The 24336-nt window shown below is 37.6% G+C and carries 24 protein-coding genes; 12 read left to right on the plus strand and 12 right to left on the minus strand.

From position 1 onward, the window contains the following. The first annotated feature begins 3 nt into the window (after window positions 1-3). From EG365_RS13010 to EG365_RS13030, 5 genes are all read left to right on the plus strand, one after another. On the plus strand, window positions 4-774 hold the full coding sequence (locus EG365_RS13010) for a hypothetical protein (RefSeq protein ID WP_000008888.1): 771 nt from the start codon (window positions 4-6) through the stop codon (window positions 772-774). Next, window positions 775-1197 (plus strand): C40 family peptidase, encoded by a 423-nt coding sequence (locus tag EG365_RS13015; protein WP_000792723.1) that lies wholly within the window; start codon window positions 775-777, stop codon window positions 1195-1197. Further along, window positions 1198-3687, plus strand: coding sequence for a phage tail protein (locus tag EG365_RS13020; protein WP_000509186.1), 2490 nt, complete (start codon window positions 1198-1200; stop codon window positions 3685-3687). A 63-nt stretch (window positions 3688-3750) separates the two neighbouring features. Next, window positions 3751-4140 carry a hypothetical protein gene (locus EG365_RS13025; protein WP_000433918.1) on the plus strand — a complete coding sequence of 130 codons (390 nt, stop codon included), beginning with the start codon at window positions 3751-3753 and terminating at the stop codon, window positions 4138-4140. Between the two features lie 42 nt (window positions 4141-4182). Then, on the plus strand, window positions 4183-4728 hold the full coding sequence (locus tag EG365_RS13030; RefSeq protein ID WP_001019705.1) for a glycoside hydrolase family 108 protein: 546 nt from the start codon (window positions 4183-4185) through the stop codon (window positions 4726-4728). Between the two features lie 103 nt (window positions 4729-4831). Here EG365_RS13030 and EG365_RS13035 read toward each other — a convergent pair whose 3' ends face one another. From EG365_RS13035 to EG365_RS13055, 6 genes are all read right to left on the minus strand, one after another. Continuing rightward, a complete protein-coding gene (locus EG365_RS13035) occupies window positions 4832-5248 on the minus strand; it encodes a hypothetical protein (protein ID WP_001199182.1) in 417 nt (138 codons plus the stop codon). A gap of 15 nt (window positions 5249-5263) precedes the next feature. Beyond that, window positions 5264-5386 (minus strand): hypothetical protein, encoded by a 123-nt coding sequence (locus EG365_RS19555; RefSeq protein ID WP_004738654.1) that lies wholly within the window; start codon window positions 5384-5386, stop codon window positions 5264-5266. Window positions 5387-5653: 267 nt separating this feature from the next. Beyond that, complete coding sequence (locus EG365_RS13040; RefSeq protein WP_000362647.1) at window positions 5654-6274, minus strand: hypothetical protein; 621 nt, start codon at window positions 6272-6274, stop codon at window positions 5654-5656. Window positions 6275-6314: 40 nt separating this feature from the next. Beyond that, window positions 6315-7613 (minus strand): Y-family DNA polymerase, encoded by a 1299-nt coding sequence (locus tag EG365_RS13045; protein WP_000679994.1) that lies wholly within the window; start codon window positions 7611-7613, stop codon window positions 6315-6317. A gap of 3 nt (window positions 7614-7616) precedes the next feature. After that, window positions 7617-8111: a LexA family protein gene (locus tag EG365_RS13050; protein WP_001290300.1), complete on the minus strand. Its 495-nt coding sequence runs from the start codon at window positions 8109-8111 to the stop codon at window positions 7617-7619. A 146-nt stretch (window positions 8112-8257) separates the two neighbouring features. Then, window positions 8258-8893 carry an SOS response-associated peptidase family protein gene (locus EG365_RS13055; protein WP_000332610.1) on the minus strand — a complete coding sequence of 212 codons (636 nt, stop codon included), beginning with the start codon at window positions 8891-8893 and terminating at the stop codon, window positions 8258-8260. A gap of 115 nt (window positions 8894-9008) precedes the next feature. On the opposite strand from EG365_RS13055, the gene EG365_RS13060 reads away from it, so the two are divergent. The 4 genes from EG365_RS13060 (at window position 9009) to EG365_RS13080 (ending at window position 14439) form a co-directional block, all read left to right on the plus strand. Further along, on the plus strand, window positions 9009-9905 hold the full coding sequence (locus tag EG365_RS13060; RefSeq protein ID WP_001175125.1) for a competence protein CoiA: 897 nt from the start codon (window positions 9009-9011) through the stop codon (window positions 9903-9905). 543 nt (window positions 9906-10448) lie between these two features. Next, complete coding sequence (locus EG365_RS13065) at window positions 10449-12170, plus strand: AAA family ATPase (protein WP_000203259.1); 1722 nt, start codon at window positions 10449-10451, stop codon at window positions 12168-12170. A 64-nt stretch (window positions 12171-12234) separates the two neighbouring features. Continuing rightward, the gene (locus tag EG365_RS13070; RefSeq protein WP_000109893.1) at window positions 12235-13098 is read left to right on the plus strand and encodes a DNA adenine methylase; all 864 of its coding nucleotides are present in this window, start codon (window positions 12235-12237) and stop codon (window positions 13096-13098) included. Between the two features lie 390 nt (window positions 13099-13488). After that, on the plus strand, window positions 13489-14439 hold the full coding sequence (locus EG365_RS13080) for a hypothetical protein (RefSeq protein ID WP_000998814.1): 951 nt from the start codon (window positions 13489-13491) through the stop codon (window positions 14437-14439). 4 nt (window positions 14440-14443) lie between these two features. Here EG365_RS13080 and EG365_RS13085 read toward each other — a convergent pair whose 3' ends face one another. The 5 genes from EG365_RS13085 to EG365_RS13110 all read right to left on the minus strand — a co-directional run bounded on the left by EG365_RS13085 (window position 14444) and on the right by EG365_RS13110 (window position 19884). Further along, window positions 14444-14746: a hypothetical protein gene (locus EG365_RS13085; RefSeq protein ID WP_000020972.1), complete on the minus strand. Its 303-nt coding sequence runs from the start codon at window positions 14744-14746 to the stop codon at window positions 14444-14446. Window positions 14747-15026: 280 nt separating this feature from the next. Then, window positions 15027-15311 (minus strand): hypothetical protein, encoded by a 285-nt coding sequence (locus EG365_RS13090; protein WP_000675273.1) that lies wholly within the window; start codon window positions 15309-15311, stop codon window positions 15027-15029. 646 nt (window positions 15312-15957) lie between these two features. Continuing rightward, entirely contained in the window at window positions 15958-17304 is a 1347-nt protein-coding gene (locus tag EG365_RS13100; protein ID WP_001046209.1) for an OprD family outer membrane porin, read from the minus strand. Window positions 17305-17381: 77 nt separating this feature from the next. After that, the gene (locus EG365_RS13105) at window positions 17382-18767 is read right to left on the minus strand and encodes an MFS transporter (protein ID WP_000182788.1); all 1386 of its coding nucleotides are present in this window, start codon (window positions 18765-18767) and stop codon (window positions 17382-17384) included. A 172-nt stretch (window positions 18768-18939) separates the two neighbouring features. Further along, on the minus strand, window positions 18940-19884 hold the full coding sequence (locus tag EG365_RS13110; protein WP_000050871.1) for a dihydrodipicolinate synthase family protein: 945 nt from the start codon (window positions 19882-19884) through the stop codon (window positions 18940-18942). Between the two features lie 187 nt (window positions 19885-20071). Between EG365_RS13110 and EG365_RS13115 the strand changes: the two genes are divergently transcribed. Continuing rightward, window positions 20072-20962 (plus strand): LysR family transcriptional regulator, encoded by an 891-nt coding sequence (locus EG365_RS13115; RefSeq protein ID WP_001105559.1) that lies wholly within the window; start codon window positions 20072-20074, stop codon window positions 20960-20962. A gap of 14 nt (window positions 20963-20976) precedes the next feature. Here the strand turns inward: EG365_RS13115 and EG365_RS13120 are convergent, their stop codons facing one another. Beyond that, window positions 20977-21252, minus strand: coding sequence for a hypothetical protein (locus EG365_RS13120; protein WP_000061141.1), 276 nt, complete (start codon window positions 21250-21252; stop codon window positions 20977-20979). A gap of 320 nt (window positions 21253-21572) precedes the next feature. Between EG365_RS13120 and EG365_RS13125 the strand changes: the two genes are divergently transcribed. Then, window positions 21573-22280, plus strand: a complete 708-nt coding sequence (locus EG365_RS13125) for a YoaK family protein (protein WP_001115355.1) — start codon at window positions 21573-21575, stop codon at window positions 22278-22280. A 123-nt stretch (window positions 22281-22403) separates the two neighbouring features. Continuing rightward, window positions 22404-24317, plus strand: coding sequence for a lipase family alpha/beta hydrolase (locus tag EG365_RS13130; protein ID WP_000167354.1), 1914 nt, complete (start codon window positions 22404-22406; stop codon window positions 24315-24317). Window positions 24318-24336: the final 19 nt, after the last annotated feature.

Consider the following 24336-nt stretch of genomic DNA (forward strand, 5'->3'; position numbering starts at 1 on the left):
TCAATGAGTTTTTTATTTTTTAAGACAAAAGATTTCTCAAGCGCCCATTCATTGCCTCAACTTAAAGATGTTTCAGATTTAATTCCGCAATATGAGAATAATGCATATGGTCACTGGTTGTTTGGAGGAGGTCCTTCTTCATTGGTAGATGTTGTCAATGGAAGAATATTGACGCTTCAAAATGGGGCAACAGTTCAGCCAGTATATGGCGATAAAACAATTACGCTATCCACAGCCATCGGCAATGCGCTTTTGACAGATTTGGTTGATTCTTCTGCACAGAGTATGACTTTATGTTCAGTAGTAAAGTGTAGTACAACGTCTCTGGCCATTTTACTGGGCAATCTAGTTCCGAGTTCATCTGCATTAAGTAGCGGTCTAGCTGCTTTTGCATCGGCAGGGAAGGGGTATCTGACTGTTAAGCCTGCTACTGCAGGTGGACCAGGGGGTATTTCATCTTTAACGCCTCCATCATCAATTGTACAGACATCCAACTTTTTTATTGCAACAAGCGTTGATAAGAATACAAAAAAAGGAATCATCTATCTTCAACAATTAGGCGTTGAGTCTAGTAATGAATCGTCATATACCGCTGTTAGCTATGAATCTTCAGCTAATAAAATCGGTATAGGAAACGTGGCTTATACAGGCTCTAGTAATACAGCTACTTATTCTGAAGCAATCATTTTTGATAACGCTTTAACTTTGGCTGAGATTCAAAATGTAGCATTACGCTCTAAAGATCGTATGGCGAATAGGAATATAAGTTTTTAAATGAAAAATTTAGAAGCAGTTAAAGAAGCTCTTACATGGCTCGGCACACCTTATCACCATCAAGGGCGTGTTAAGGGAGTTGGTGTGGACTGTGGTACTTTGATCTGTGAAGTCTATGAAAAAGTTGGACTCATGGACCATTTAGACCCGCGGCCATATCCACCTGACTGGCACTTACACCAGATGGGACAGCGTTATTTAGAACTCATTTTAGGTGTATGTGATCCAGTGGAAGGGCCACCGCAACCGGGCGACATTGTTTTATATCATTTTGGCAAATGCATCAGTCATGGTGCAATTGTTATCGAATGGCCACAGGTCATTCATAGTTACCTCCATCAGGGAGTCATTATCCAAGATGGAACAAAAGGAAGTTTAGCCCGGCGAATTGCCGGGTTTTTTCGTATGAAGAGGCTTAAATAAATGGGTGGATTATTTGGTAGTACTACAATTAGTACAACGGATACCCGTATTAACTCTATGCGGATCCAGCAGTCAGCTTATGGGCTTTGCCAGCCATTGGTTTATGGTAAAACTCGTGTAGCGGCTAATATGTTTTGGTATGGAGATTTTACAGCTACACCTCATACAACAGTTCAAAAGTCTGGTGGTAAGGGTGGGGGTACAAAAACCAGTAATACCACCTTTAGTTATAGCGCCTCTCTCATGCTCGGTTTATGTGAAAACCAGATTAAAAAGATTGGCCTGATTTGGGTAGACAAAGAGCAATATGTACCTAAACAAGAAGGATCTATTATTTTAGATCCCATCGACCAGTTAAAATTTGAATTATTCGATGGAAATAATAATCCGCCGTGGGGATGGTTAGTATCAAAGCATCCAGAACAGGCAATTAACTATCCGTATTTGGGGTATGTAGCTGTAGCTAATTATGAGATGGGTAATAGCGCCAGCCTTTCAAATCATAATTTTGAAGTGATCAGTACTATCACGCTATCTGACACAATTGATGATGCTAACCCGGCAGATGTTATTGAAGATTTTATTACTCATCCACGTCATGGTGCGGCCCCAAATCTTAACATTGCAGATCTGGAAGAGTTTAGAACCTATTGCCGGGCAGCTAATCTCTTGATTAGCCCTGCATTCACAGAGCAACGCCCAGCTTATGAAACTATCAATGAGATTGTCGAGGCGGTTAACTGTGCTGTGGTACCAAGCCCAGATGGCTTAAAGATCCGTTCTTTTGGGGACTCTGCAATAACGGGTAACGGCGTTACCTTTACACCTGATCTCACACCGGTTTACCACTTAACTGATGATGACTTTATTGGCGATGATGAGCCTGTACGTGTGCGCCGTAGTCGTGACACAGATGCCTATAATCATGTGCAGATTGAATATATTAATCGCTATAACCAGTACAACACCGAAACAACAGAAGCCAAGGACCAAGCAAATATTGAAATGTTTGGCTTGCGTACCGAGGACCCCGTGGAATGTCATTATTTCTGTGAGCCAAAAATAGCTCGCCATGCTGCACAACTTCGCTTACAACGACTGCTATATGTTCGCAATGAGTATGAATTTGATTTGGGATGGAAGTACTGCCGATTAGAGCCAATGGACATTCTTACGTTGACTGAATCGGGATTGGGGCTTGATAAATTCCCTGTTCGTATTACACGTATAGAGGAAGATGAAAGCGGCATGTTAACCGTTACTGCAGAAGAATTATCTATCGGTTCAAGGTCTGCCATTGAGTATGACTCTCAAGTGTCAAATGGTTATCAGGGCGGAAATGAAGAGCCGGGTAATGTGAATGCACCATCTATATTTGAGCCACCGCTGGATCTTACGGATGGCAAGAATCAAGTTTGGGTTGCTGTCTCGGGCGGGGCTAATTGGGGTGGATGTAATGTTTGGGTGAGCCTTGATAATACGACATATGAAATGATTGGCACAATTTATGGATCGGCACGTTATGGGCAGCTTGTTACAACAATTGATGCAGATGATACGACATTACAAGTTGAGCTAAATACAGCAAGCCAGATCTTCAGCGGAACATTAGAAGATGCTCAAGCTGACCAAACACTTTGTAAAGTGGGGGATGAGTATTTTAATTATCAGGTAGCCACCTTAAACGGATCTGGTCTTTATACCTTAAGTGATGTTTTACGTGGACGTTTTGATGATGCACAAAGCCACAACGCTGGTGAGCCATTTGTTCGTTTGGATAAAGCTATATTCAAATATCCGTACAATGAGGGTCTAGTAGAAAAACAAATCTTTTTAAAGTTCACAAGCTTTAATGGTTTGGAACGTAAGGAGCAAACCTTAGATGAGGTTACGGCGTATAGCTATACTCTAAGTGGCGGCCGTCCAGCAGGTGTTAAAGGTCTTTCCCTCCAATCACCGTTTGTTGGTACCACTTTCAAGGTTCAATGGCAAAGCTCAACTGGTGCAGATGGCTATCGTGTTCAGGTCTGGTCTAATGGGACAATGATTCGTCAAGTTGATACAACTAATACGGATTATAGTTATTCGATCGAAGAAGCCAAACAAGACGGTTTAGGCCGAGCTTATACAATTCGAGTGGCCAGCAAGAACGGCGACCAAGTTAGTACCTATGCTGAGTTAAGTATAAGTAATCCGGTACCGCCAGTACTTCTCAATGTTTATACAGCTGCTACTGTAGATTCGATTACTGTGAATTGGATACCTAGTGAAGTTCCGGATCTAAAAGACTATGCAGTATGGTTAAGTCCAACCTCTAATTTTGACCCAACTCAAATGCCACCTTCATGGACTGGTACAGAAACCACAACAACTTTTGGAGGACTTCAACCAACTACCCCTTATTACATTCGTGTTGCTGCACGTGATGTGTGGGAAAACACAGTCTGGAACTACACAAATCAGATTACTCAGAGTACTTCTGAAGCTTAAATTTAATTAATTTATAGCACCCATGCGGGTGCTTTTTTATTGCCTAATTCTGGAGTAAAAGGCATGGAACCAGTTTCTACAAGCGGTTTAACAGCAATTTTAAAATTTTATGGTGCAGCAATTATGGTGACTTTAGCGGTCGCTTTAGTTGCAGCAGTTGTATTGATGACACGTATGCCGCGCTCACCTCAAGAGTGGGCTGTAGGCTTGATCTGTACGGTTGTATCAAGTCTTGCTGGCGGCTCATTCATTATTGTGAAGTGGGGGCTTCATGAATGGGTTACTGATGTATGGGGGATGATTGCACTTGGTGGATTCTTCTTTGTATGTGGATTACCCGGTTGGGCTTTGGTCCGTTGGATTTTTAATTTCATAGATAAACAGGAAGGGAAAACGATTGTTGAAGTGATTAAAGAATTTAAGAAAGCCAGAAAAGATATCGAAAACAGTTAATGCCGCCTTCGGGCGGTTTTTTATTCTCTGAAGGAAAACGAAATGAATATCGAACAATATCTAGATGAGTTGATCAAACGTGAAGGCGGGTATGTAAATAACCCAGCGGATCGGGGAGGTGCAACTAAATACGGTATTACTGAAGCAGTTGCTCGAGCAAATGGATTCAAAGGTAATATGAAAGATTTGCCGCTTGATGTAGCCAAAGCCATTTATAAAAAGCAGTATTGGACAGCTCCGCGATTTGACCAAGTGAATATCATCTCTTCTGCAGTAGCTGAAGAGCTTTTAGACACGGGTGTGAATTGCGGTACCGGATTTGCAAAACCACTTTTACAACGCGCTTTGAATCTCCTAAATAACAATGGCAAAGCAGGTTGGCCAGATTTATCAGTGGACGGGATTTATGGTCCAGCAACTCTTAATGCACTTAAAACTTATCTGACCAAACGAGGGAAGGAGGGAGAAAAAGTCCTGGTGCGTGTTCTTAATATCATGCAAGGTCAGCGCTATATCGAGATTTGTGAGCGAAATAAAAGCCAAGAACAATTTTTTTACGGTTGGATTGCTAATAGGGTTGTTATTTGAAGGCCCTAATTTTGCTGAGCATTCTATTAACAGGATGCTCAGCTCATACGATCAATAGCAATGTGAGTGTAGGTATTTGTGTGAAAGCTCTCTGAGGAGGGCTTTATTTGTAATAATCTACATAAAAAATACTTTGAATTTTAGGCTCATATGGATTTAAACCACTCCAATTTTGAAAATCAATAATTTCATGTATATCCAGTGAAAATATTTTATTTAAGGGGTATTTACTTTTCTCTATAAGTATAAAAGGTGAAGTAATTCCATTAAATTGATGTGCTGTAAGATCAATAACATACTCCTCACTTTCTAACCAATAATGATTTTCTTCTTCCATATTTGTTCCCTTCATTATTTTAAAATCATTTATGCCTTCTTGTTGAAGAATCATTAATAGTAAGCTACTTGCTTCCTCACAGAAGTTTCTGGGAAAGACTTGCCATATCATTGGAGATTTAAGATGGTCTTCAAAAAACTTAAGAGCCGAGCTAGTTATCTTGTGTATTTTTTCGTATTGCATTTAATTTTAATCCTTTTAATCAACCGTTCCTAAAATAGGAATCATCTGTGGCCCCGTCATGCGAGCCTTACTAATAATCTCGACAAGTTCATCATAAGTTAAATTAAAAGAATCTTCACTATCAAAAACATAGACCATATTTTTCCCACATCAATTCCGGTCGTGAGTGGCGAGCTCTGGGTGATTGTTGTTAAGACAGAAACATTATCTGAAAGTTTACTAGTACAAACGATAAAAACTTGCATGGTAATCAGCTTCCTGTGCATCTTATTGTCAGGGTGCACAGCTCATACTATCAACAACTATGTGAATGTGGGTATTTGTGCGAAAGCCCTCGAGGAGGGCCTATAGCTTTATGCTTTAATTTGAGGTTGAGGTGGTTGAGGACTTTTATCAATAATTAATTTATCGCCCTTTATTACTCTTACAGGCGGTGGTGGTGGTGGTGGTGGAATGTTTTGATTTTGACTCATCGAATTTCCCTTCAAGTTTGTGACCAACATAAAATAAACTAACAATTAGTGTTAAGACTAAAATCGAGTAGGAGCTGCTTGCAATCTTAGTCAGCTTTGTTTGACGATCTACATTATTTAAATAATATGCTGAAGAGCATTCCGCATATTGCTTTATAAGATATAGATTAAATTGTTCCCTCACATATTTTTCAATTTCTTGCTGACTTGGTGGAGTGGCACTATTAGTTGTGAAATGATTTTCTAAAACTATTCTATATTGCTCCATTTCAATATTAGAATTTACTAATTTATCGTATTTATGTTTTGAAATACCATAAAAATTAATAATAATCGCCACTAAATAGAATAAACAAAATATCCACAAGCCGACAACTAACGCAAGTTGAGTTTGTGATAATTCTAATAAAGCATCAAACATTGTAAAATTTGCAGTTATGCAGGCTGTTATAAATACGGAAAATATAGCCATTCTCGTATATATTTTTTCTTTCATGTCAATTTGGAATAAATATTCAGCTTTGTAAAGTTCTAATCTTTTTTCTAGGTCCATTTTAATACTACTCTTTTAGTCCTTGATTATTATATTTGTTTTAATTTCTTATTACTAATAATTCATCCCATCTAAATGGATTTCTGCTTAATTTATCCCGCGACATTGACCAGTTCCGATTGGGTATAAAGCAAGGTCCGACACTAATTTTTTTCTTTCCAAACTTACTATGGATACCATCCATAGCCTGCATTAAACATTCCTTTTTCTCTATTTGTTTAAAGTCAGTTAATAGGTCATAAGTATGGCCAGACTTTGGCTCTAAACATGTCAGCACTACGCCGCACTTCTTATATTTAATTCCTTCTTTGTATATATCGTTTAACATCCTTGTTGCTGCTTTGACGAAATCTACTGCACAGTCAGTCGGTTCTGAAAAAGAGCCTGTAATAGATTTATTGTAAAACGGCACATTTGGATCAAAAGGATTTGACTGTACAAAAGCAATCATACATCCGCACAAAAGCCCTTCACCACGTAGTCTTTTGCATGCATCTTGAGCATACATAGAGATAGCTTCTTTTAGATCCGTTAGTTCAGTTACACGACCACCGAAAGACCGGCTTGCAACTATTTGCTTTTTTGAGGGTGGGGTGTGCTCAATCTCAATGCATGAGATGCCTTGCAGTTCATAGATAGTACGAGCCATAACAATCGAGAATTTTTTCTGCATTTCCCGTGGTTCAGCACATGCCAGATCAAGCACCGTATTTATTCCCATGCTTTGCAACTTTTTTGAATGCTTACGACCGACGCCCCAGACTTCACTCACATCTATTTGAGCAAAGTAATATTCTTTGTTGCACGGATCCATATTCACTAAATCACAAACGCTGTTAAAGCCGGGGTTTTTCTTTGCAATATGATTTGCAATCTTGGCTTCTGTTTTACTTCTGCCGATTCCTACGCATACAGGTAAGCCTAGCCATTTCCATATTTGTTGGCGCATTTGTTGCCCGACTTTTTCTAAATCAAAGTTTTTCTCATAAGCGGTGAAATCAACAAAACATTCGTCTATAGAGTAAGGTTCAACTTCTTCATCAGTAACGTAAGATGCAAGAATCGTATGAAAGCGCCGTGACATTTCTGCATACATTGCGTAGTTGCTTGAAAGTACGAGCACATTATATTGTTGAACAATGTCTTTAATTTGAAAAAGAGGCACACCCATTTTTATATTTAGGGCTTTTGACTCATTGCTACGCGCCACGGCACACCCATCATTATTGCTGAGCACAATAACAGGTCTATCATTTAAACTTGGATCAAAGACTCTCTCACATGAAACGTACATGTTATTTACATCGATGAGAAAAAATACTTTGTTCTCATGTTTCATAACTTAATGCCGTGTCATTTTAATGATATGAGTGACAACCCCCCAAATTATTAATTCTTGGCCATCCGCTAAATAAATATTTTTATAATCCGGATTTTCTGCTTTAAGCCATTGACCTTTTTCATCGATCATTAATCGTTTAACTGTGAATTCATTGTCAATTAGTGCAATAACAATATCGCCGTGCTTTGCATCAAGACTACGATCCACAATCAATTCATCATCAATATCTATACCCGCATTGAGCATTGATAGTGATGCAACTTTGACAATAAACGTTGAAGTTGCATTTTTGATTAAGTGCTCATTCATATCGAGCGCTTTATCGATGTAATCTTGAGCCGGAGAGGGGAAACCTGCATTGATTTTTTCTAATGCGTAAGGGATGAGTAGATGAGTTGATGGTACAACTTGTTTGATAGATAAGGCCTCAGATAAAACAATACCTTGTGTAAGATAAGGCTTTATCTGAATGATGGACGGTACAATTTCGCTCATATGTTTCCCTTAGCTTGATTTTGTAACATATTCAAGATGATATTCTAGAGATGAGCTTAAATTCAAATTTAAAAAGCTGTGGATAAACAAGTAGAAGTCAAAAATTGACGTAGCCAAAAGTGCATTTGGTCGGAAATTCTACGCACTTAATTGGCTGATTTTCTTGGTTTAGGAAAATATTCGGCAGTAAATTCACCGATCGGCATTTCAAAGAAAAATTGATCAGCATCTTCTTTTTTACAGTTCAACCAATCTTCCCTGTATTCTTCAGGGATTACAATAATCGATCGTTTTTCATCTTCTGGTTTATGGAACTGGCTCATGAAAGGGTGATTATCTGCATTAATAGTCAGCATAGACATTGATCTAACTTGCTGCCCATCAATTACAGTCGAATCGTAAATAGCAGCTACTGTAAAAGGTAGACCATCTTCACGATAAATTCCCCACCGCTCAGCCTTGCCATTCACATATCTCGGTTCATAAATTTTTTCTACAGGGATTAGTGCAAACTGACTTTTAGCCCATGCATGTCTAAAACTCGGTTTCTTATCAACTGTCTCTGTTCTAGCGTTATATGTGTATTTCGAAAACTTTAAATCATGGTTCCAAGGTGGGATCATGCCGAACTTTACCTGCCGCCATTCAATGTGGCCATCCTTAGAAAATATAAGAGGGCAATCGTAACCAGGATAAACATCAGCTTTATAGTCGAAGGTAGGTTCGAGTAGATCTAATAGGTGTACTCGGTCTTTTGATATTGGTTCATAGTTTGCACACATAGTTTGAACTCCTTTTAACTTTTAATTATTTTCCCATTGTGGATAAGTTTTACTTATAAGAATTGATATATTGTTTTAAGAATATCCTAAAATGATTAAACATTAAGGTGAAGAAATGCAATTAGCTTTAGTAAATAATAAACGGGTAGAAGCTTTTGAAGGGGGGAGAGGAACCTGTCCAATTTGTGGAGCTGTAACAATTGCTAAGTGTGGACCTAAAATCATCAATCATTGGGCACATTTCAGGCTAAAGGATTGTGACCCATGGTGGGAAAATGAAACTCAATGGCATAGAGATTGGAAGAATAATTTTCCATCGGAATGCCGTGAAATTAGTCATACAGCTCCAGATGGAGAAATACATAGAGCAGACGTAATAACACCTACCGGCATAATAGTTGAATTACAGCATTCCCCCATGTCTGATAAAGAAAGAATATCAAGGGAAGATTTTTATAGGAATTTAGTCTGGGTTATTGATGGAGAAGAGTTTAAAAAAAATTTCAAGTTCTGTCATATACTACCAGACCCTAATTCGGCATTAGGTAAAGATTTAGTTTGGTATAAAGCAAAACATGATGATTTGATCCCTGTGAACGAAAATGGGATGTTCTATAGAATTTCAGAGACAAGAGAATCGTATCCCGAAATACCAGAGATAAGTAAAAGCAATCTTGAAGCTATACCGAGGTTAGTTGAGGGTCATTCTATACGCAAAATTTTTAAAGAAGTACAAGATAATCATATTGGACATTATCAATTTGATTGGAAAAGACCTAGAAGTACTTGGCTTGAGGCAAAGTGTCCAGTGTATATTGATTTTGGCGGATCTTTCTTAGCTAAGTTAGAAACTTATGATGAAACTGGTCTAAAGTGCATCAGATATATTTCTAAGAGTAAATTTATGTATGATGTAATGCATGAAGATAAGGTAGAAAATATTGCAAAAAAGTGGTTTAACATAAAAGAATGGGTGGAAGCCCAAAATTTTAATTTTGATAAATATGGCTAAATTATGTCCTGAGTTCAACTCCTATAGTCGGATTTGAATAAAAAAGAAACTGTTGTTAATCATACTTAATCAAATTTAAATGTTATACATGCGTTATACCAGCATGTTATATGTGGGAAAAGTAAATATAAAATCAATAATTTAAAATCTTTGTTCAACTCCCGCCATCTCCACCAAATACATAAGCTTTATATAAGTGAATATCATGTCGTATAAAGCGGAAAGGCTTAAATCTAAGAGGTTTAAGCCTTTTTTAATTCCTTAAATTTAACCATTCTTGATTCAGCTTAATTATTGATAATTAAAATTTATTACTTCAAGCTTTTACAGGGTATAGTTGTAAGCATTTTAAAGACCCAATCTAAATAATTTAAATCAAAGAATTAATTAAAAAAAATTAGCTATTAGCTATAATAATTAGAAATACTTATTAAATAATTGGTGACTAAGACGAATAGTTATATATTGACTAAGGTGTTTAGTATTCCATTTTTAATTACTGTTTGTTACATTGTGTTAGGTTTGTAACTCTAATATTGCACTATGACTTCAAATATAACTCAATTGAAAAAAATAAAAGTTAATCATTTTCGTGGATTAAAGAATATTGAGATAAATCTTGGCGATAGATTAACAGTTATTTGTGGAAAAAATGGTACTTCAAAATCAACAATTTTAGGAATGATTGCGCAAATTTTTAATTTTGATAAAAATCATTTTGATGGTAGTGATATTAATTTTAAGACATTGGCTGGTAAGAATTTTAAATCGAGTTTTAGAGAACATTTTAGATTTTCAAAAACTTATGACTTACCTGGTACTATGGATGTAGAGTTTGAAATCTTTGATGCATATTTTAAAAAAATAATTCCAGATTTAAAATTACGTCTTTATGGTTCTGAAGATAGGCCTCAATCAAGACCAGTTGTAAGAGATAATTTAAAAGTTGATGCTGAGGACAACTCGAGCAGAAACGTTACTCATCCTCTTATTTATCTAAGTTTAAAAAGATTAATGCCAATTGCGGAGAGAAGTAAATATAGTCTTAATTCAGAAGAGGTAGAATATTTTACAAGAATTTCTAGAGAGTTCACTATCACTAATAATCGCTTGTTAGGGAAAATTAGTGGAACTACTGTATCAAAAACGACTGGTACAATCGAATCTGCTGTAGTTCATGGAAATAATTATGATCATGAGTCTGTTTCGGTTGGAGAGGATAATACTGGTCAAATCTTAATGGCTCTTTTTTCATTTCAAAAATTAAAAGAAGAATATGTTGATTATCATGGTGGAATTCTCCTGATTGATGAAATTGATGCAGGCTTATTTCCAGCTGCACAAGTAGAATTAATAAAAATTCTAGAAAGTTTTGCTAAGAGATTGAATTTACAGATAATTTTTACAACTCATTCTCCGATAGTAATTCAAAATATTTTTGAAAAATCTAAATATGATAAATCTAATAATAAAACTATTTACTTAACTGATACTTATGGAGGTGTTGAAGTAGCTGAAAATTATTCTTGGGATAAAATTTATGCAGATTTGTTTATTGATACAATTCAATTTGATGTAGAAAAAAAAATACCTAAAACAAACATTTATTATGAAGATGATGAGGCTTATGAATTCTTTAAAGCTCTTATTAGAGAAAGAAATATTAATAAAATTATCGATCCAATGAAAGAAATTACTCTTGGATGTAAAAGTTATATGGATTTGATAAAAAGAAATGTTGCTGAATTTTCAAGAAATAGCATTATTATTTTTGATGGGGACGAGAAAGAAGGAAATAAATTCAAAAACACTCTTTGTCTTCCAGGAACCCTACCTCCAGATCAACTCTTATTTGATTTTCTTTATAGATTACCTGCCGATGATATGTATTGGAAAAATAATAAAATTAGCTTTTCTAAACCAGTATTTTTAAGAATAGCCTCTCCAATATTGGAATTTTTTAATCTTGACCAAACTCCTACGGAAAATTATGACTTAGAAACTATCATTTTAGAGAAAAGAGCTTCGAGTAGTGAGTCAGGAGGGAAAGCGAGAGAAAAATTTAAAAATTTCTATAAAAATGAAATTATTCAATCTCTAATCAAAGGAAAGATTAGTGATAATCCTTTCAGAGTCATGATTGATTATAATCCTGAGAAATATAATACTTTTCAGGAAGATTTTAAGAAAACTCTTTTATACGTGATAAGTACCAATCATCCTACTATGAAAGATAGTATAAAAGACTTCTTAAAAATTAAGTAAATATCTAAGTGTTTAAAGGCGTGTATAGATGATAGAATTGCATAAAAGATCTAGTTGTTAAGTAATGAGTGTTGATACCTTTTTTACGCCTTTAAGATACCCAGGAGGAAAGGGAAAATTTGCTCCTGTTGTGAAATCTATTTTTAACTTTAATGGATTAAAAGGTGGTCATTATCTTGAGCCTTATGCAGGTGGGGCGGGTGTTGCACTTGATTTACTTTATAGTGGATTCGTTTCAGATATACATATCAATGATATTGATATAGCTGTATATAGTTTCTGGAAATCTATAACTGAACATACTGATGATTTTTTGAAATTACTTCATGATTCACCAATAACTATTGATGAATGGCATAAACAGAAATATATCTTAAATGATTGGTCTTGTACCGATCATTTACTTAAAGGTTTTGCAGCATTTTTTCTGAATAGGACAAATAGGTCAGGTATCCTTAAAGGTGGTGTAATTGGAGGGAAGAAGCAAGATGGTAATTACACCCTTGATGCTAGATTTAATAAAGCAAATCTAAGTAAACGTATTGAAAAAGTTGGAGCAAATGCCTCCCGAATTCACGTTTATAATGAAGATGCTTTGATGCTGATCCAGAAAGTTGATGAATTTTTACCTGATAATTCATTAGTTTACTTAGATCCTCCTTATTATGTAAAAGGGCAAGGCCTTTATCGAAATTTCTATGTTCATGAGGATCATGTCAAAATAAGAGAAGCTTTAGATAAAATTAAATCTAAATGGATCGTTTCTTATGATAATTGTGATGAGATAAAAGAGATTTATAAAAATTATCAAATGACTGATTATGATTTAAATTATAGCGCTTATCATAGAATTAAAGCTAAAGAAGTAATGTTTTTTTGTGATGGACTAAAAAATCCTCAAGAATATGACCTTTTTTCTGCTATTTAGACCAGCTTGGTATGATTTTTTTATTTTTATCTATTTGTAATTATGAAAGTTTGTAGAATTATTAATTACTTTTGAAATGCTTAATATCTGTAAATTTGAGAAATAAATTTCCATAATATACTTTAAGTATTTGTTCCATTTATTCTTTTCAAGCAGTTATATCACAATAGAACTTTAATTTTGTATGGGTTTAAAGTAGAAACTAGTGCAATACAAGCTAAAATACATGGCCTGAAAACGTATAAGTTTTTTGTGACATTACTGAATAGTATGTGGGGACATACTCTGAAATTTGGGGAAATTTCAAAAGACGATTACTCCGCTGGGGAGCGGTTTATGAAAAAGGTAATTATCTCTTTCTAAATAATTTATAAAATTTGGTTAGATCAAATGAACGACTTGATAACGAGATGTGTAAATAATCTGGGGCAGTGGCATGAAGTTGCACTGACAATGACTAAAGCGATAGTTGCAATAGGGGTGTTGTGCTTAGTTGCTTATCTTTTAACAATTGGCTATATCCCGTCGGAAATTAGCTTTGGTGATACACTTATTTTTCTACTGATTTTTGCTGCGTTCTCTATTGCTTACGCTGTATTAGGGTTTATGCTATTTTTCTTTGGCACATCCTTAGCTCCAGTGACCTATCTTGTCTTAAGCTGGGTTGATAAGTATTTACCACCTCATATTAGAATTGGGAAAAAACTTCCTTTTCCAAAAATTAATATTATTACGTTAATTGGCTCTCTTTATCTTTTATACGTTATTCACGGCATATTTTTATTGCATTGGAAAGTCAATTTATACATAGGAATTACCGTATTTTTTATCGCCTTTGCGTATTATCCTTTTTACATGAATCGGCAGAAGATTAAAGAATTTAATATAAAATTTGAAAATCTAGCAGATATTGTTGATGATCCTGATGCTAGTGAAAATCTTAAAGCATTCGCAAGAAAAAAATTAAAGAGATTAGAAACGCATATTAGAGATAGCTTAGAAATAGCTTTTTTTATTAGCTTGACTCCACTTGTGCCCCTTATCCTTATTGGTGATGTTGGTAAAGCATTCCTAAATTACACTATGCAAAATACTGGGGTACGAATAGAAAAGGCAACCTTATATATTAAAGAACCGTATGCAAATTTAATTGAATTGCCAAGAACAACAACTAAGGAACTGAGTCAGTATAAAACCTTTATTTTTAAAGATGTTAAAGTGTTATTTCAAGGCATTGGTAAAAGCACTTTAGTTTCTTATAAGCTGAAAGATATTGAAAAGCAGTTAGTAATTCCAAATGAATATATTACTGTAGAGCGAAGCAAGAAAATTGAAGAGTAATTAATTATAAAGAATAAGAAATAGTTAGAGCTATCAAAGCAAGGATATAAACAATTGCTATGGTTGTTCTAGCCATAGCATTTGCATCACTACTTTTTTCCGTAAGTGGGGGAAAAAGTGGTAATGCTGCATTTTTTAAAATAAAAAATATTAAGGCGTACCCTACAGTAAGGGAAAATATATATTCAAATCCCAACTTTCCCTTAAAGTAAGCAATTAAAGCCATTATTGACATGAATAGGGCTAAGCTCATTAAAAGATATCTCTTAGAGGGAGAATCTTTTATAAAGAAATCTTCAATTGACATAGGAATGGCTCGCTTAGAAATACTAAATTTTAGATGAACAATTTTTTTTAAATCAACTGATTAATTTTTTTGAGCATTCTTTCTATGTAAAAAGAATAGACTAAATTTTTTGATTAACATAGATACTTCAAGACAAATGGTAGGAACTAATCTTTAGAAAAGGAAGTAATGAAATCATTTCCCCCCAAGGCCCCCGTGCCACAACAGAACTTTAATTTTTTGCGCTGATTTAAAGTCATCCACCATTGCGACACAGAGATAAGGGAGCTAAGCCAAACACTTAGCCCATGTCGTTTTTATCGCACCGCCGCATCACACTAAAAAAAGTAGGGGCAAAGTCCTGTGGGAGAGCAGGACTTTGCAAACTGACATGTTCTAGACGTTGCATAAGCTGAGGTGAATACACTTGTTCGAGCCGTTGGTAAATACAGTCGCAACTGGCTTGAGTGTGCCCACCCGACAGGCAAATTTTTTCAAATTCCTGCTGTGTGCGGAGGTCACAACCCGAAACGCTGTAATCGCCGACAACGAGGCCTAAAACCAAAATAGTTTTATAAAATTTCATATTATTCTCGTGATGATTTGGGGATATCTCAATGAGAAAAAATAAACCGCTATATTTTAAGTTTTAAAATCATTTTTAAAGGCAATAGTTAACCCGCCTATAAAAGCAATAAAATAAAATGATTTAAATTTTAAAATAAAAATAATTTATAAATTTGAAAATTTAGATAATAGAAAACTAAATTTTAAATAAATAAAAAGTTTATAAGGGAGAGGGGATAAATATATATCGTGGCATGGTCAACTCCTTAAAATATATGGAGTTCTACCACCAAAGATCACCGTCAATTGATTATGGTGGTAGAACGGAAGAGGGTTGACAGACTGGGCATACAAGCCAGCACGCGCAAGCGCGTCCCCCTCCCGTCCTACCTCAACGGTAAGGGGGAGTGCGGGTTGCGCACAAGTCTCATACTCAGGAGAGAATGTACCTGATACGCTGTATACTCGGTCTGTCAAAACCGACTGGCAATGTAGGCCAGCGAGACCATAATAATCATAAGTTTTTAATAGGTCAATTCAATTTAAATAAAATATTATAAAAATTTTAAATATAAATTTATATTTTAATTAAACTCAAAAGTTAATATCTCTAAAGCTATAAATTAATAAAAATAATAAAGCTAAACTAAACGTTTAGCTTGTGCTTAAAATGTATAACGGTAATTAATAAATACACGGTGCTGGTCCCAATATTTCCGAGACATACCATTTATTTTTTCACCTAGGTTTGCATTTTCAAACTTTGACTCATAATGCAAAAATGAATAACGCACATCTAAGTTTTTTACCCACGGCAAGGCATAACTTACCGTAAAGTCAAAGTAACGCTCTTTACCTTCAATATCACTGCTGATATTACTTTGGTGAGCGCCAAAACCATAAATATACTTCGCTTCGGTTTTTAAGCCTTTCACGTAGTCTTTCCAGTTATATTTCAGGCGAAGGGCAACGGCGGTTTCATCATTATTGGTAAAGTCAGGGCCAATGGTCGCAGAGGTCGGAAACGGGTTAGTGCCGTGGTCTTGCGTTAAAACCGAGTTGCGGTCGGAGTGCACGGCAAAGTTATCTTCAATCCAAAAACCATCAAACTTGGAAATGGCAATACCACCTTCAATATTATTTTTGGCTACATTTACATCGACAAAGTAACCATTGCCACGGTTGTTAATGTCTTGACCTTTGACACAGTCCAGCTCGGTTTCGGCACCGCATTTAAACAGCTTGCCATCATCACGCGAGAAAAAAGCACCCGTGTTAAATGTCCACACCAAGCCATGCATCGGCAATTTATATTGAGCAATCGCCCCGTACTTTTTTAAATAATCTTTGCTATTTAAATATTCGGCATTCACGCTCCAGTTTTTGTACTGATATTTGGCGCCAAGCAAACCGACATAATCAATGCGCTCGTCATTTTCAGTCACCAGTTTTTCAAAAGAATCCATGCTGCGCGGTTTCCAGCGGTCATAGTAAGCAATGTAAGTCTGTAGCTGATCATTTAGTTGAAACTGCCCACTCGCACCCGAAAAAGTGTCGGGCACTGCGCGGTTATTGGTGCTTTTAAGTAACAGCGAGTCTTGCAACTGGCGGCCTAATTTAATTTCGCCTTGATCACCCAGTTTTGCCTTGATATAGAGCTGTCCAAAAGTCGCAAAGTTTTGGTCGAGCTTGCCGTTATTTTCGACCTCTAAAAGCTGAGCACTCGGCTTGCCGGAGTCAAACAACTTGGTGACTGCATAGAGTGAACCATCCACCCCAAGCCAGTCCCACATGTATGGTGACTGATAATTTAACTCAAGCCCTAAGGCACTTTGTTCATATTCACTCGACGAAGGCGAAGGGTTGGCGAGCGTGGGGTGGGCAGTGCCTTCATCGTTCCAATAACGGGTGTTGAGTTTTAATTCTAACTTGCCAAATTCTTGAGGAAGCTCTGCATACGCATTGCTCACACTGCCTAAACCAATACAGCCCCACAGCAAATATTTATTCATTTTAAATTCCTTTTTTAAGTATGAATAAGCCCTTTGCCTAACGCTGGGTTAGGCAAGCTTTTTATGAAATGGATGAATTAAGGAGAGAGTTTTTCGAGCACTTGGCCTTTGGTTTCAATGGCAAACAAGAAAGTCACAAGGCCACCAATGAGCGCCACAACGGCAAGCACACTAAACACATATTGAATGCCATAGCCACCAACAACCAGACCAACCATAACAGGTCCAATTGCAGAGCCAGCGCGTAACCAAGCGGTACTAAACCCGATGCCCATCGCACGTAGGCGAGTAGGGTAAAGTTCAGCAGCGTAAAGGTATAAAGAGAATGAAATGGTCTGCAAAATGGCATAGCTCAGCGTTGCTAAAATCACAACTTGCATGGCCGATTTTGCGCCTAAAACCGAGAGGCTCATGAGTGGAATGATTGCTAAGAAAAACGCTGCACTGTACCAAGGACGGCGGCCGACTTTATCAATCATTAATGCACAGATTATAGAGGCAATCACACCCACGCCCGACGTAATCCAGCCATAACCTAAACTGGTTTGCAGCGACAGACCAAAGTGTTGTTTGTAGAGAGATGGCAGCCAAGTCACCATGGCGTTGTTCACCATATACACGCAAAACCACATGCCCCACAGGGTAAAGGTACGTTTGCGGTAGATGCCACGGAACAGCTCGCGCCAGTCGGTTTTTGCCATGCCTTGCGGGTTAATTTCTTTAACCACAGGTTCAGCCAAAGTTTTACCGCTTTTAATGGCACCATCTTCAAAGCTTTTAACCACTTGATCGGCTTCTTTAAAGCGGCCTTTTGAAGCCAGCCAGCGTGGTGACTCAGGCAAGAAAAACCGTAAAGGAATGACTAGTAAAGAGGGAATTAGGCCCACAATAAACATGACTTTCCAGCCGTAAATTGGCATCAGAAAAAATGCCGCCATGCCTGCAAACATAAGACCAAGTGGGAATAAAACTTCATAGAGCAAGAAAAACTTACCGCGCTTTTCTGCACCAATAAACTCATTAATATAGGCACTCGCAACAGGTACTTCGCCGCCTGTTCCCACACCTTGTAAGAAACGGAAAATTAACAGCGACATTCCGCTCCACGCAAACAGACAGGAAATGTCCATTGCTACAAACAGTAAAATGGTAAAAGACAGCACTTTTAAACGACCAACTTTTTCGGCAAGAGAACCAAAAAAGATCGCACCAACCAGTTGGCCGACATAGCCCGCGGCAATGATCGCGCCGACATAGGCAGGCGTTAGGTGCCATTCGGTAATGAGTTGGGGTAAAGCAAAGGCAATTGCTAGAACAGTATAAGCGTCAAAAAAGGTCGCGATACCAATGGTAATTCGCATAAATTGCAATCGTCCGGTGACGGGTAGTCGTTCGAGTCTTGCAATAATTTCCGCATTTTTTTGATGATGACTAATTTGTTCTACATCCGCTAGATTTGTCATCTTATATCTCCTTATCACTACATTCCTCGTAGTTTTGTTGTTCTATTTCGCACTACCTGTTCACAACAGTTTGCATGCTTTTTATTATTGTTTTTAAGAGACATGCCCGATGTTTGGCCTCAGGCAGCGTACAGGAAAAAAAGGCTAGCGTATATGCTAGCCCGAATAGAATTTAAGCAACGGCTTGGGTTAAATCGACCTTGCCAATTCCGGCTTGGCGCATTGCATCATGAATTTCTTGCTCAGCACCATCTGCCAGTGGAAGCAGTGGCGAACGGACAGTGGCATGGTCCAAAATTCCGCGAGCAACCAGTGCATGTTTAAGTGCGACCGTACCTTCCATGTGTGAACCGCGGTGATAAACATTGCGAGTTACTGGTAATAATTGGTCGTGAATTGCACGTGCTTTAGCGTAATCTTTGGCTTTGCCTGCTTTAATCATTTCAATTAAAAGTTCAGGGGCAATGTTGCCATAGCCAACCAAAGCGCCGTCTACATCAAACATGGTGTGAAGCAAATATTCATCATGGCAAGTCAACACCTGTAAGTCTGGACGTTCACGGCGAATAATTGGAATTTCGACATCCCAACGGCGCATGTTACGTACACCATTTTTCATGGCAAACACACCTGGCTGTGCAGAAATATCGAGTAAAGTGTCTAGGTCGTAAGTGGCCTTAGTGGCATCTGGATATTGGAATAAAATAGATGGCAAACCACTTTCTTCATAAATCGCTTTATAGCGGTCTTGCGGTGCGCCTTTTTGATAGCCAAAACGCAACCAGCCATGTGAAGGGTAAATCAAACCTGCCGAAGCACCTGCGCTGACTGCACGTTTTGCTTCTTCTGCTGCAACCGAAGTACCTTCGAGTGTAATCCCTGCGATTACCGGAATTTTATCATCTACCGATTTAACAAAGCTTTCGATGACCTGCATTTGTTCTTTTTGAGACAAGAATGTTCCTTCACCTGCATGCCCAAGAACAACCAAGCCTTTCACACCATCAATACTGCCTAACCATGAACCTAAACGTTGAATTGCATCATGGTCTACTTGTCCGTCACGGGTAAAAGGAGTCACAGGTGCTGGGGTTAATCCACGTAAATCTAAACTCATAATCGTACTTCCTATACAGTGTAATTAAATATTCTCTGGTTCTTAATCTGACTTAAATCGTGTTGTAGAGAACATGATTGGAGTATAGAAATAGGTGAGCTATGTAGGAATTACCAATTCTTGAATTTCAGTTATACTGAAAATGTATGGCTCAAAATGCTGCCTATTTACGATTTGGGAAGAATCGATGAATTATGAATTATGGAAAATATTTTTAGACGCGGTGGAACTCGGTAGCTTAAGCAAAGTCGCCATGCTGCATAACACCAACCAACCGCAAATCAGTCGGCAAATGAATGAGCTTGAAGCCCAATGTGGTGGTCGTTTGTTTAACCGAACTGGACGTGGTGTCGAGCTGACCGATTTAGGCCAGCATTTACTTCCTAAAATTCGTTCATGGCTGAACGTGACCGATCAACTCAATAATGAAATTTTGCACTCGACCGATACACCGATTGGTACGGTTCGTATTGCCAGTTTGCCGTCTACTGCACATCCGTTGTTATCGACTCTCTATAAAGTCCTTCAACAAAAATATCCCTTAATTAAACTTTCAGTGCGTGAAGGGCAAGGGGTACATTTAGAAAAATGGCTCGAAGATGGCAGTGTTGATTTAGCTATTCTTTATCGCTTTAACCCGACACCTAAACAAGGCGATATTTACCTTATCCAAGCCGATACCTATTTGGTCGGCAGCGAAGGAGATGCGCTCACTCAGGCCAGTGAAGTCGACTTTAAAGAGATAAGTCAGTTACCGCTGGTCACGTTTTGCAGGCCAAGTAACTGGCGCAATTTTTTAGACCACATGGCCTATGAAAATGGGGTAGAGCTGAATATTGTGTTTGAAGCCGATTCGATTAGTTTACAAACCCATTTGGTTTCCGAGTCTCGCATGTATACCATGCTGGGGCCGCAAGCTTTAAAAAAAGCCAGCCAATACACCTCAATTCAAGCCGCAAAAATTATTAACCCAGCACTCAAGCGCTATATTTCTTTGTCTATTTCTAAACATGGCTATTTAACGCCTGCGTGTAAAGCGGTGATGGAAGAAATTAGAAATCTTGCTGATTTGCTTTAAAAAAACTTGTAACTTTATGACTGGCACTGTTGCATCGTTCGAAGCATGGTTTTTACAAAATCACGCGGCACTTCTGGGCTTTGTAGACTTAACTTTCCAAGCTTATGCATGAGTTTTGGGGAATATTGGCGTTCTAAACGGTGATAAATACACAGACAGGTCGCGCGACTATGTCCAGCGGCTACGCATTTTGAGTAAAAGTCACGGTGTGCATTACTTTTATAGCCGGCAGAGGCAATCGATACAAATAACAATCCACCCAAAAAAACTGAAAAATTATAAAGAGACATATTCCTTCTCGTCGTTGTTGTTTTCTTTATCAATCACTCAGCACAATAGCCGTTTGTGCAAAATATTGGCGAAACTTGCGGCTTCATCATAGTTAGAACAGTTTTAGAGGTCAAATTGATTTGCGGATGAGAAGCGTTTAATGTTTTAAAAATAAACAAATTTTATTGTTGCTGTTTTGAAGACAGTGTTGCGACATTAAACACTCTATGTTTTTACATACTTTTTTGTTTTGATAAATGCTTTAGCTTTGATTTGTTTTTAAATACTTAAAACATCTTCGTACTGAATTTAATGACTTTAAAAGAACAGGATGCTGCTTATGCCAGAGACTTCAATTCAACAAGAAACACAAAGTACGTGGGTAATATGTCGAGATCCTGTTTTATTGACTATGGTGGGCGGGGCAATTGATACCATTGGCTTTATCGCGTTATTTGGTTTTTTTACTGCTCATGTGACGGGCAACTTGGTATTGGCCGGGGCTGCGTTGGTGAAGGGTGGTGCCGGTTTATGGATTAAACTTGCGGCTATTCCATTGTTTATTGTGACGGTGGTTATTACCAAACTTTTAATTGACCGTAGTCAGACCAAACACAAAACGCTGTCTTATTTATTTTTATTTGAAGCTATTTTTCTCTTTGCTTTTATGGCTGCTGGGCTTTACTTTGAGCCATTTAAAAATGCCGATTCGATTACGGTTGCAATCACTGGTGGCCTCGGTTTAATTGCTTTGGCGATTCGTAATACATCAAGCAAAACCCTTATTAAAAATATTAGCCCAAGTACCATGATGACAGGCAACACCACCCAGCTTGGGATTGATATTGCCAACTTGCTTAAAAACAATAATGCCGCCAATCGGGCAAGTTTGCTTAAAAGTGCCAGTATTGTCATTGGCTTTGTCATAGGTGCTTTAATGGGGGCGGTACTCTATGTCTATTTTGACTTTTGGAGCGTAGCGCCGTTTATTTTACCTATCCTTTATTTTTCTTATTTGGCTTCCCAGCAGAAGTTTAAACAAGCTTAATAAAATATACGGTCAATTTTATTTTCCAAATAAATTCCAATCAAAGCTGAGCCGAAATTGTTCAGGCACAGCTTTACAGGCATAATGATGGGTGGGGAAATACATTCGATAAAGGAATGCACAATGACAAAATCCGGCCATTATTTAGTGCTTACAATAATGGGACTGCTGAGCGGTTGTCAGGTCATTCATTTAAAAGAAAGTAACTTAAGCAGTGCTTTAAAAAGTAAAAATGAAAGCATTTTGACCGATAATACTCTAAGTCATCAGACCCAAAACTTACTGTATTTGGTCAAAGAAGATGAAAAAACTTGCCTACAAAATTTTGATGATTGTTTAAATAAGGTTCAGAGCCTGTCCGAAAATAGCAGCAGAGAAGAACGCTATGCTGCGCTGAGTGAAATTTATTTGGCAAAAGCTTTAGATGTTGGGCGTAGTAGCCAGTGTAATGTCACTCTTAAAAGTAACAGTTGTGTTGAGCAAGAGCTGGCGTTGTTTGATAAAAGCTTGCGCTATAGCTATGTCTATTTGTTTGATTCTGAAGAGCCACCTTTTGATCGGGTATTTGACCATCGCCAAAATCAGGTACGTATTTTTTATAACGTCGCCTTGTCGAAGCTCATGACCACGTATTTTAATCATTTAAATACGCTTCATTTCCCACCTATACTAAAAGCAGATAGGCATGAGTACCACGTTAACTTTGATCATGCTGTAGATGTACAATACATTGAAGTTGATACCTTTCGCTCTAGCTATAACATGAACTTTTCAGGGTTTAATACCGTCAATCGTAAGGATGGTTTAGGTGCGGAGTTTATTGTGGGACGTAAGGAGCATGATGTAAATCATGGTTTTATTTTAGATCCCGATGCTTTTTATGCTTACCAGAGTAATCCCAACATTCATTTACCACGTTTCTTTCCAGTCACGGCTATTGCTTACCCAAAACAAAAGGCCACAGCCGATCAGGTCATTGATGGGGCAGAGTTAGAAATTGCCATGTTTGACCCATACCGACAGGACCGTGTAAAAGTTGAAGGTGTGGACTATCCACTTACTGCAAACTATTCGGCGCCTTATGGGCTATGGTTATCGAAATATAATTTAGGTGCAGCAGGCTATTGGTCTTTAATTAATAAAGAAGCCAATTTGATTATGCCGCATTTATATATGCTGGAACCTTTTAACCCCAATAAAAAAATTATTGTGTTTATTCATGGCTTGGCAAGCAGCCCAGAGGCATGGGTGAGCCTAACAAATGACATTATGGGTGATGCCGAATTAAGACAAAACTACCAAGTTTGGCAGGTGTTTTATTCAACCAATATGCCGATTTTTGAAAGTCGTTTCCAGATTTATTCTTTGCTGAATCAGGCTTTTCAAAACGTTGCCAAAGACAGCTACGCTGCACATGATGCCGTATTGGTTGGGCATAGTATGGGCGGAGTGATTAGCCGCTTACTAGTAAGCGATGCAGACGTTTCTGATTTAGCCATGCAAAAAATGAATGAAGCACAGCTAAAGCGTTTAAAAGAAAATCCTGTTATTCGAGAACGTTTTCAGTTCAAAGATTTGCCCTATTTTAAGCGGGTTGTTTTTGTTTCGGCGCCGCATCATGGTACTGACTATGCTGACCGATGGTTTACCCAAATTGCTCGCCGTATTATTCGCTTACCTGCCGACTTTTTTATTGCCGTTGAAATGAGAGATGAGAAAAATACCAAACTCAGAAAAGGCTTAATTGAAAATGGAGCGAGTAATTTAAGTCGTTCTTCTAACTTTATGCAGTTGACCCAAGCCATTCAACCCTCGTCCAACGTGGTCTATCACTCAATTATGGGCAACATAAATGGTACGACAGATAAGTCAAAAATGAGCGATGGGATTGTGCCGTATCAAAGTTCACATTTGGGTGGGGAGCAGTCGGAGCTGATTATTAAAGGTGGGCATTCGATTCAAACTAGCCCTGAGGCAATTTTAGAATTACGCCGTATTTTACGATTGCATTTAAAGCAGTCGCCGCCTTCAAAATAGTTTTTTTGTTTTTAGAAAA

Source organism: Acinetobacter sp. FDAARGOS_494 (assembly GCF_003812225.1).
In the GTDB taxonomy this organism is placed as follows: Bacteria; Pseudomonadota; Gammaproteobacteria; order Pseudomonadales; family Moraxellaceae; genus Acinetobacter; species Acinetobacter baumannii.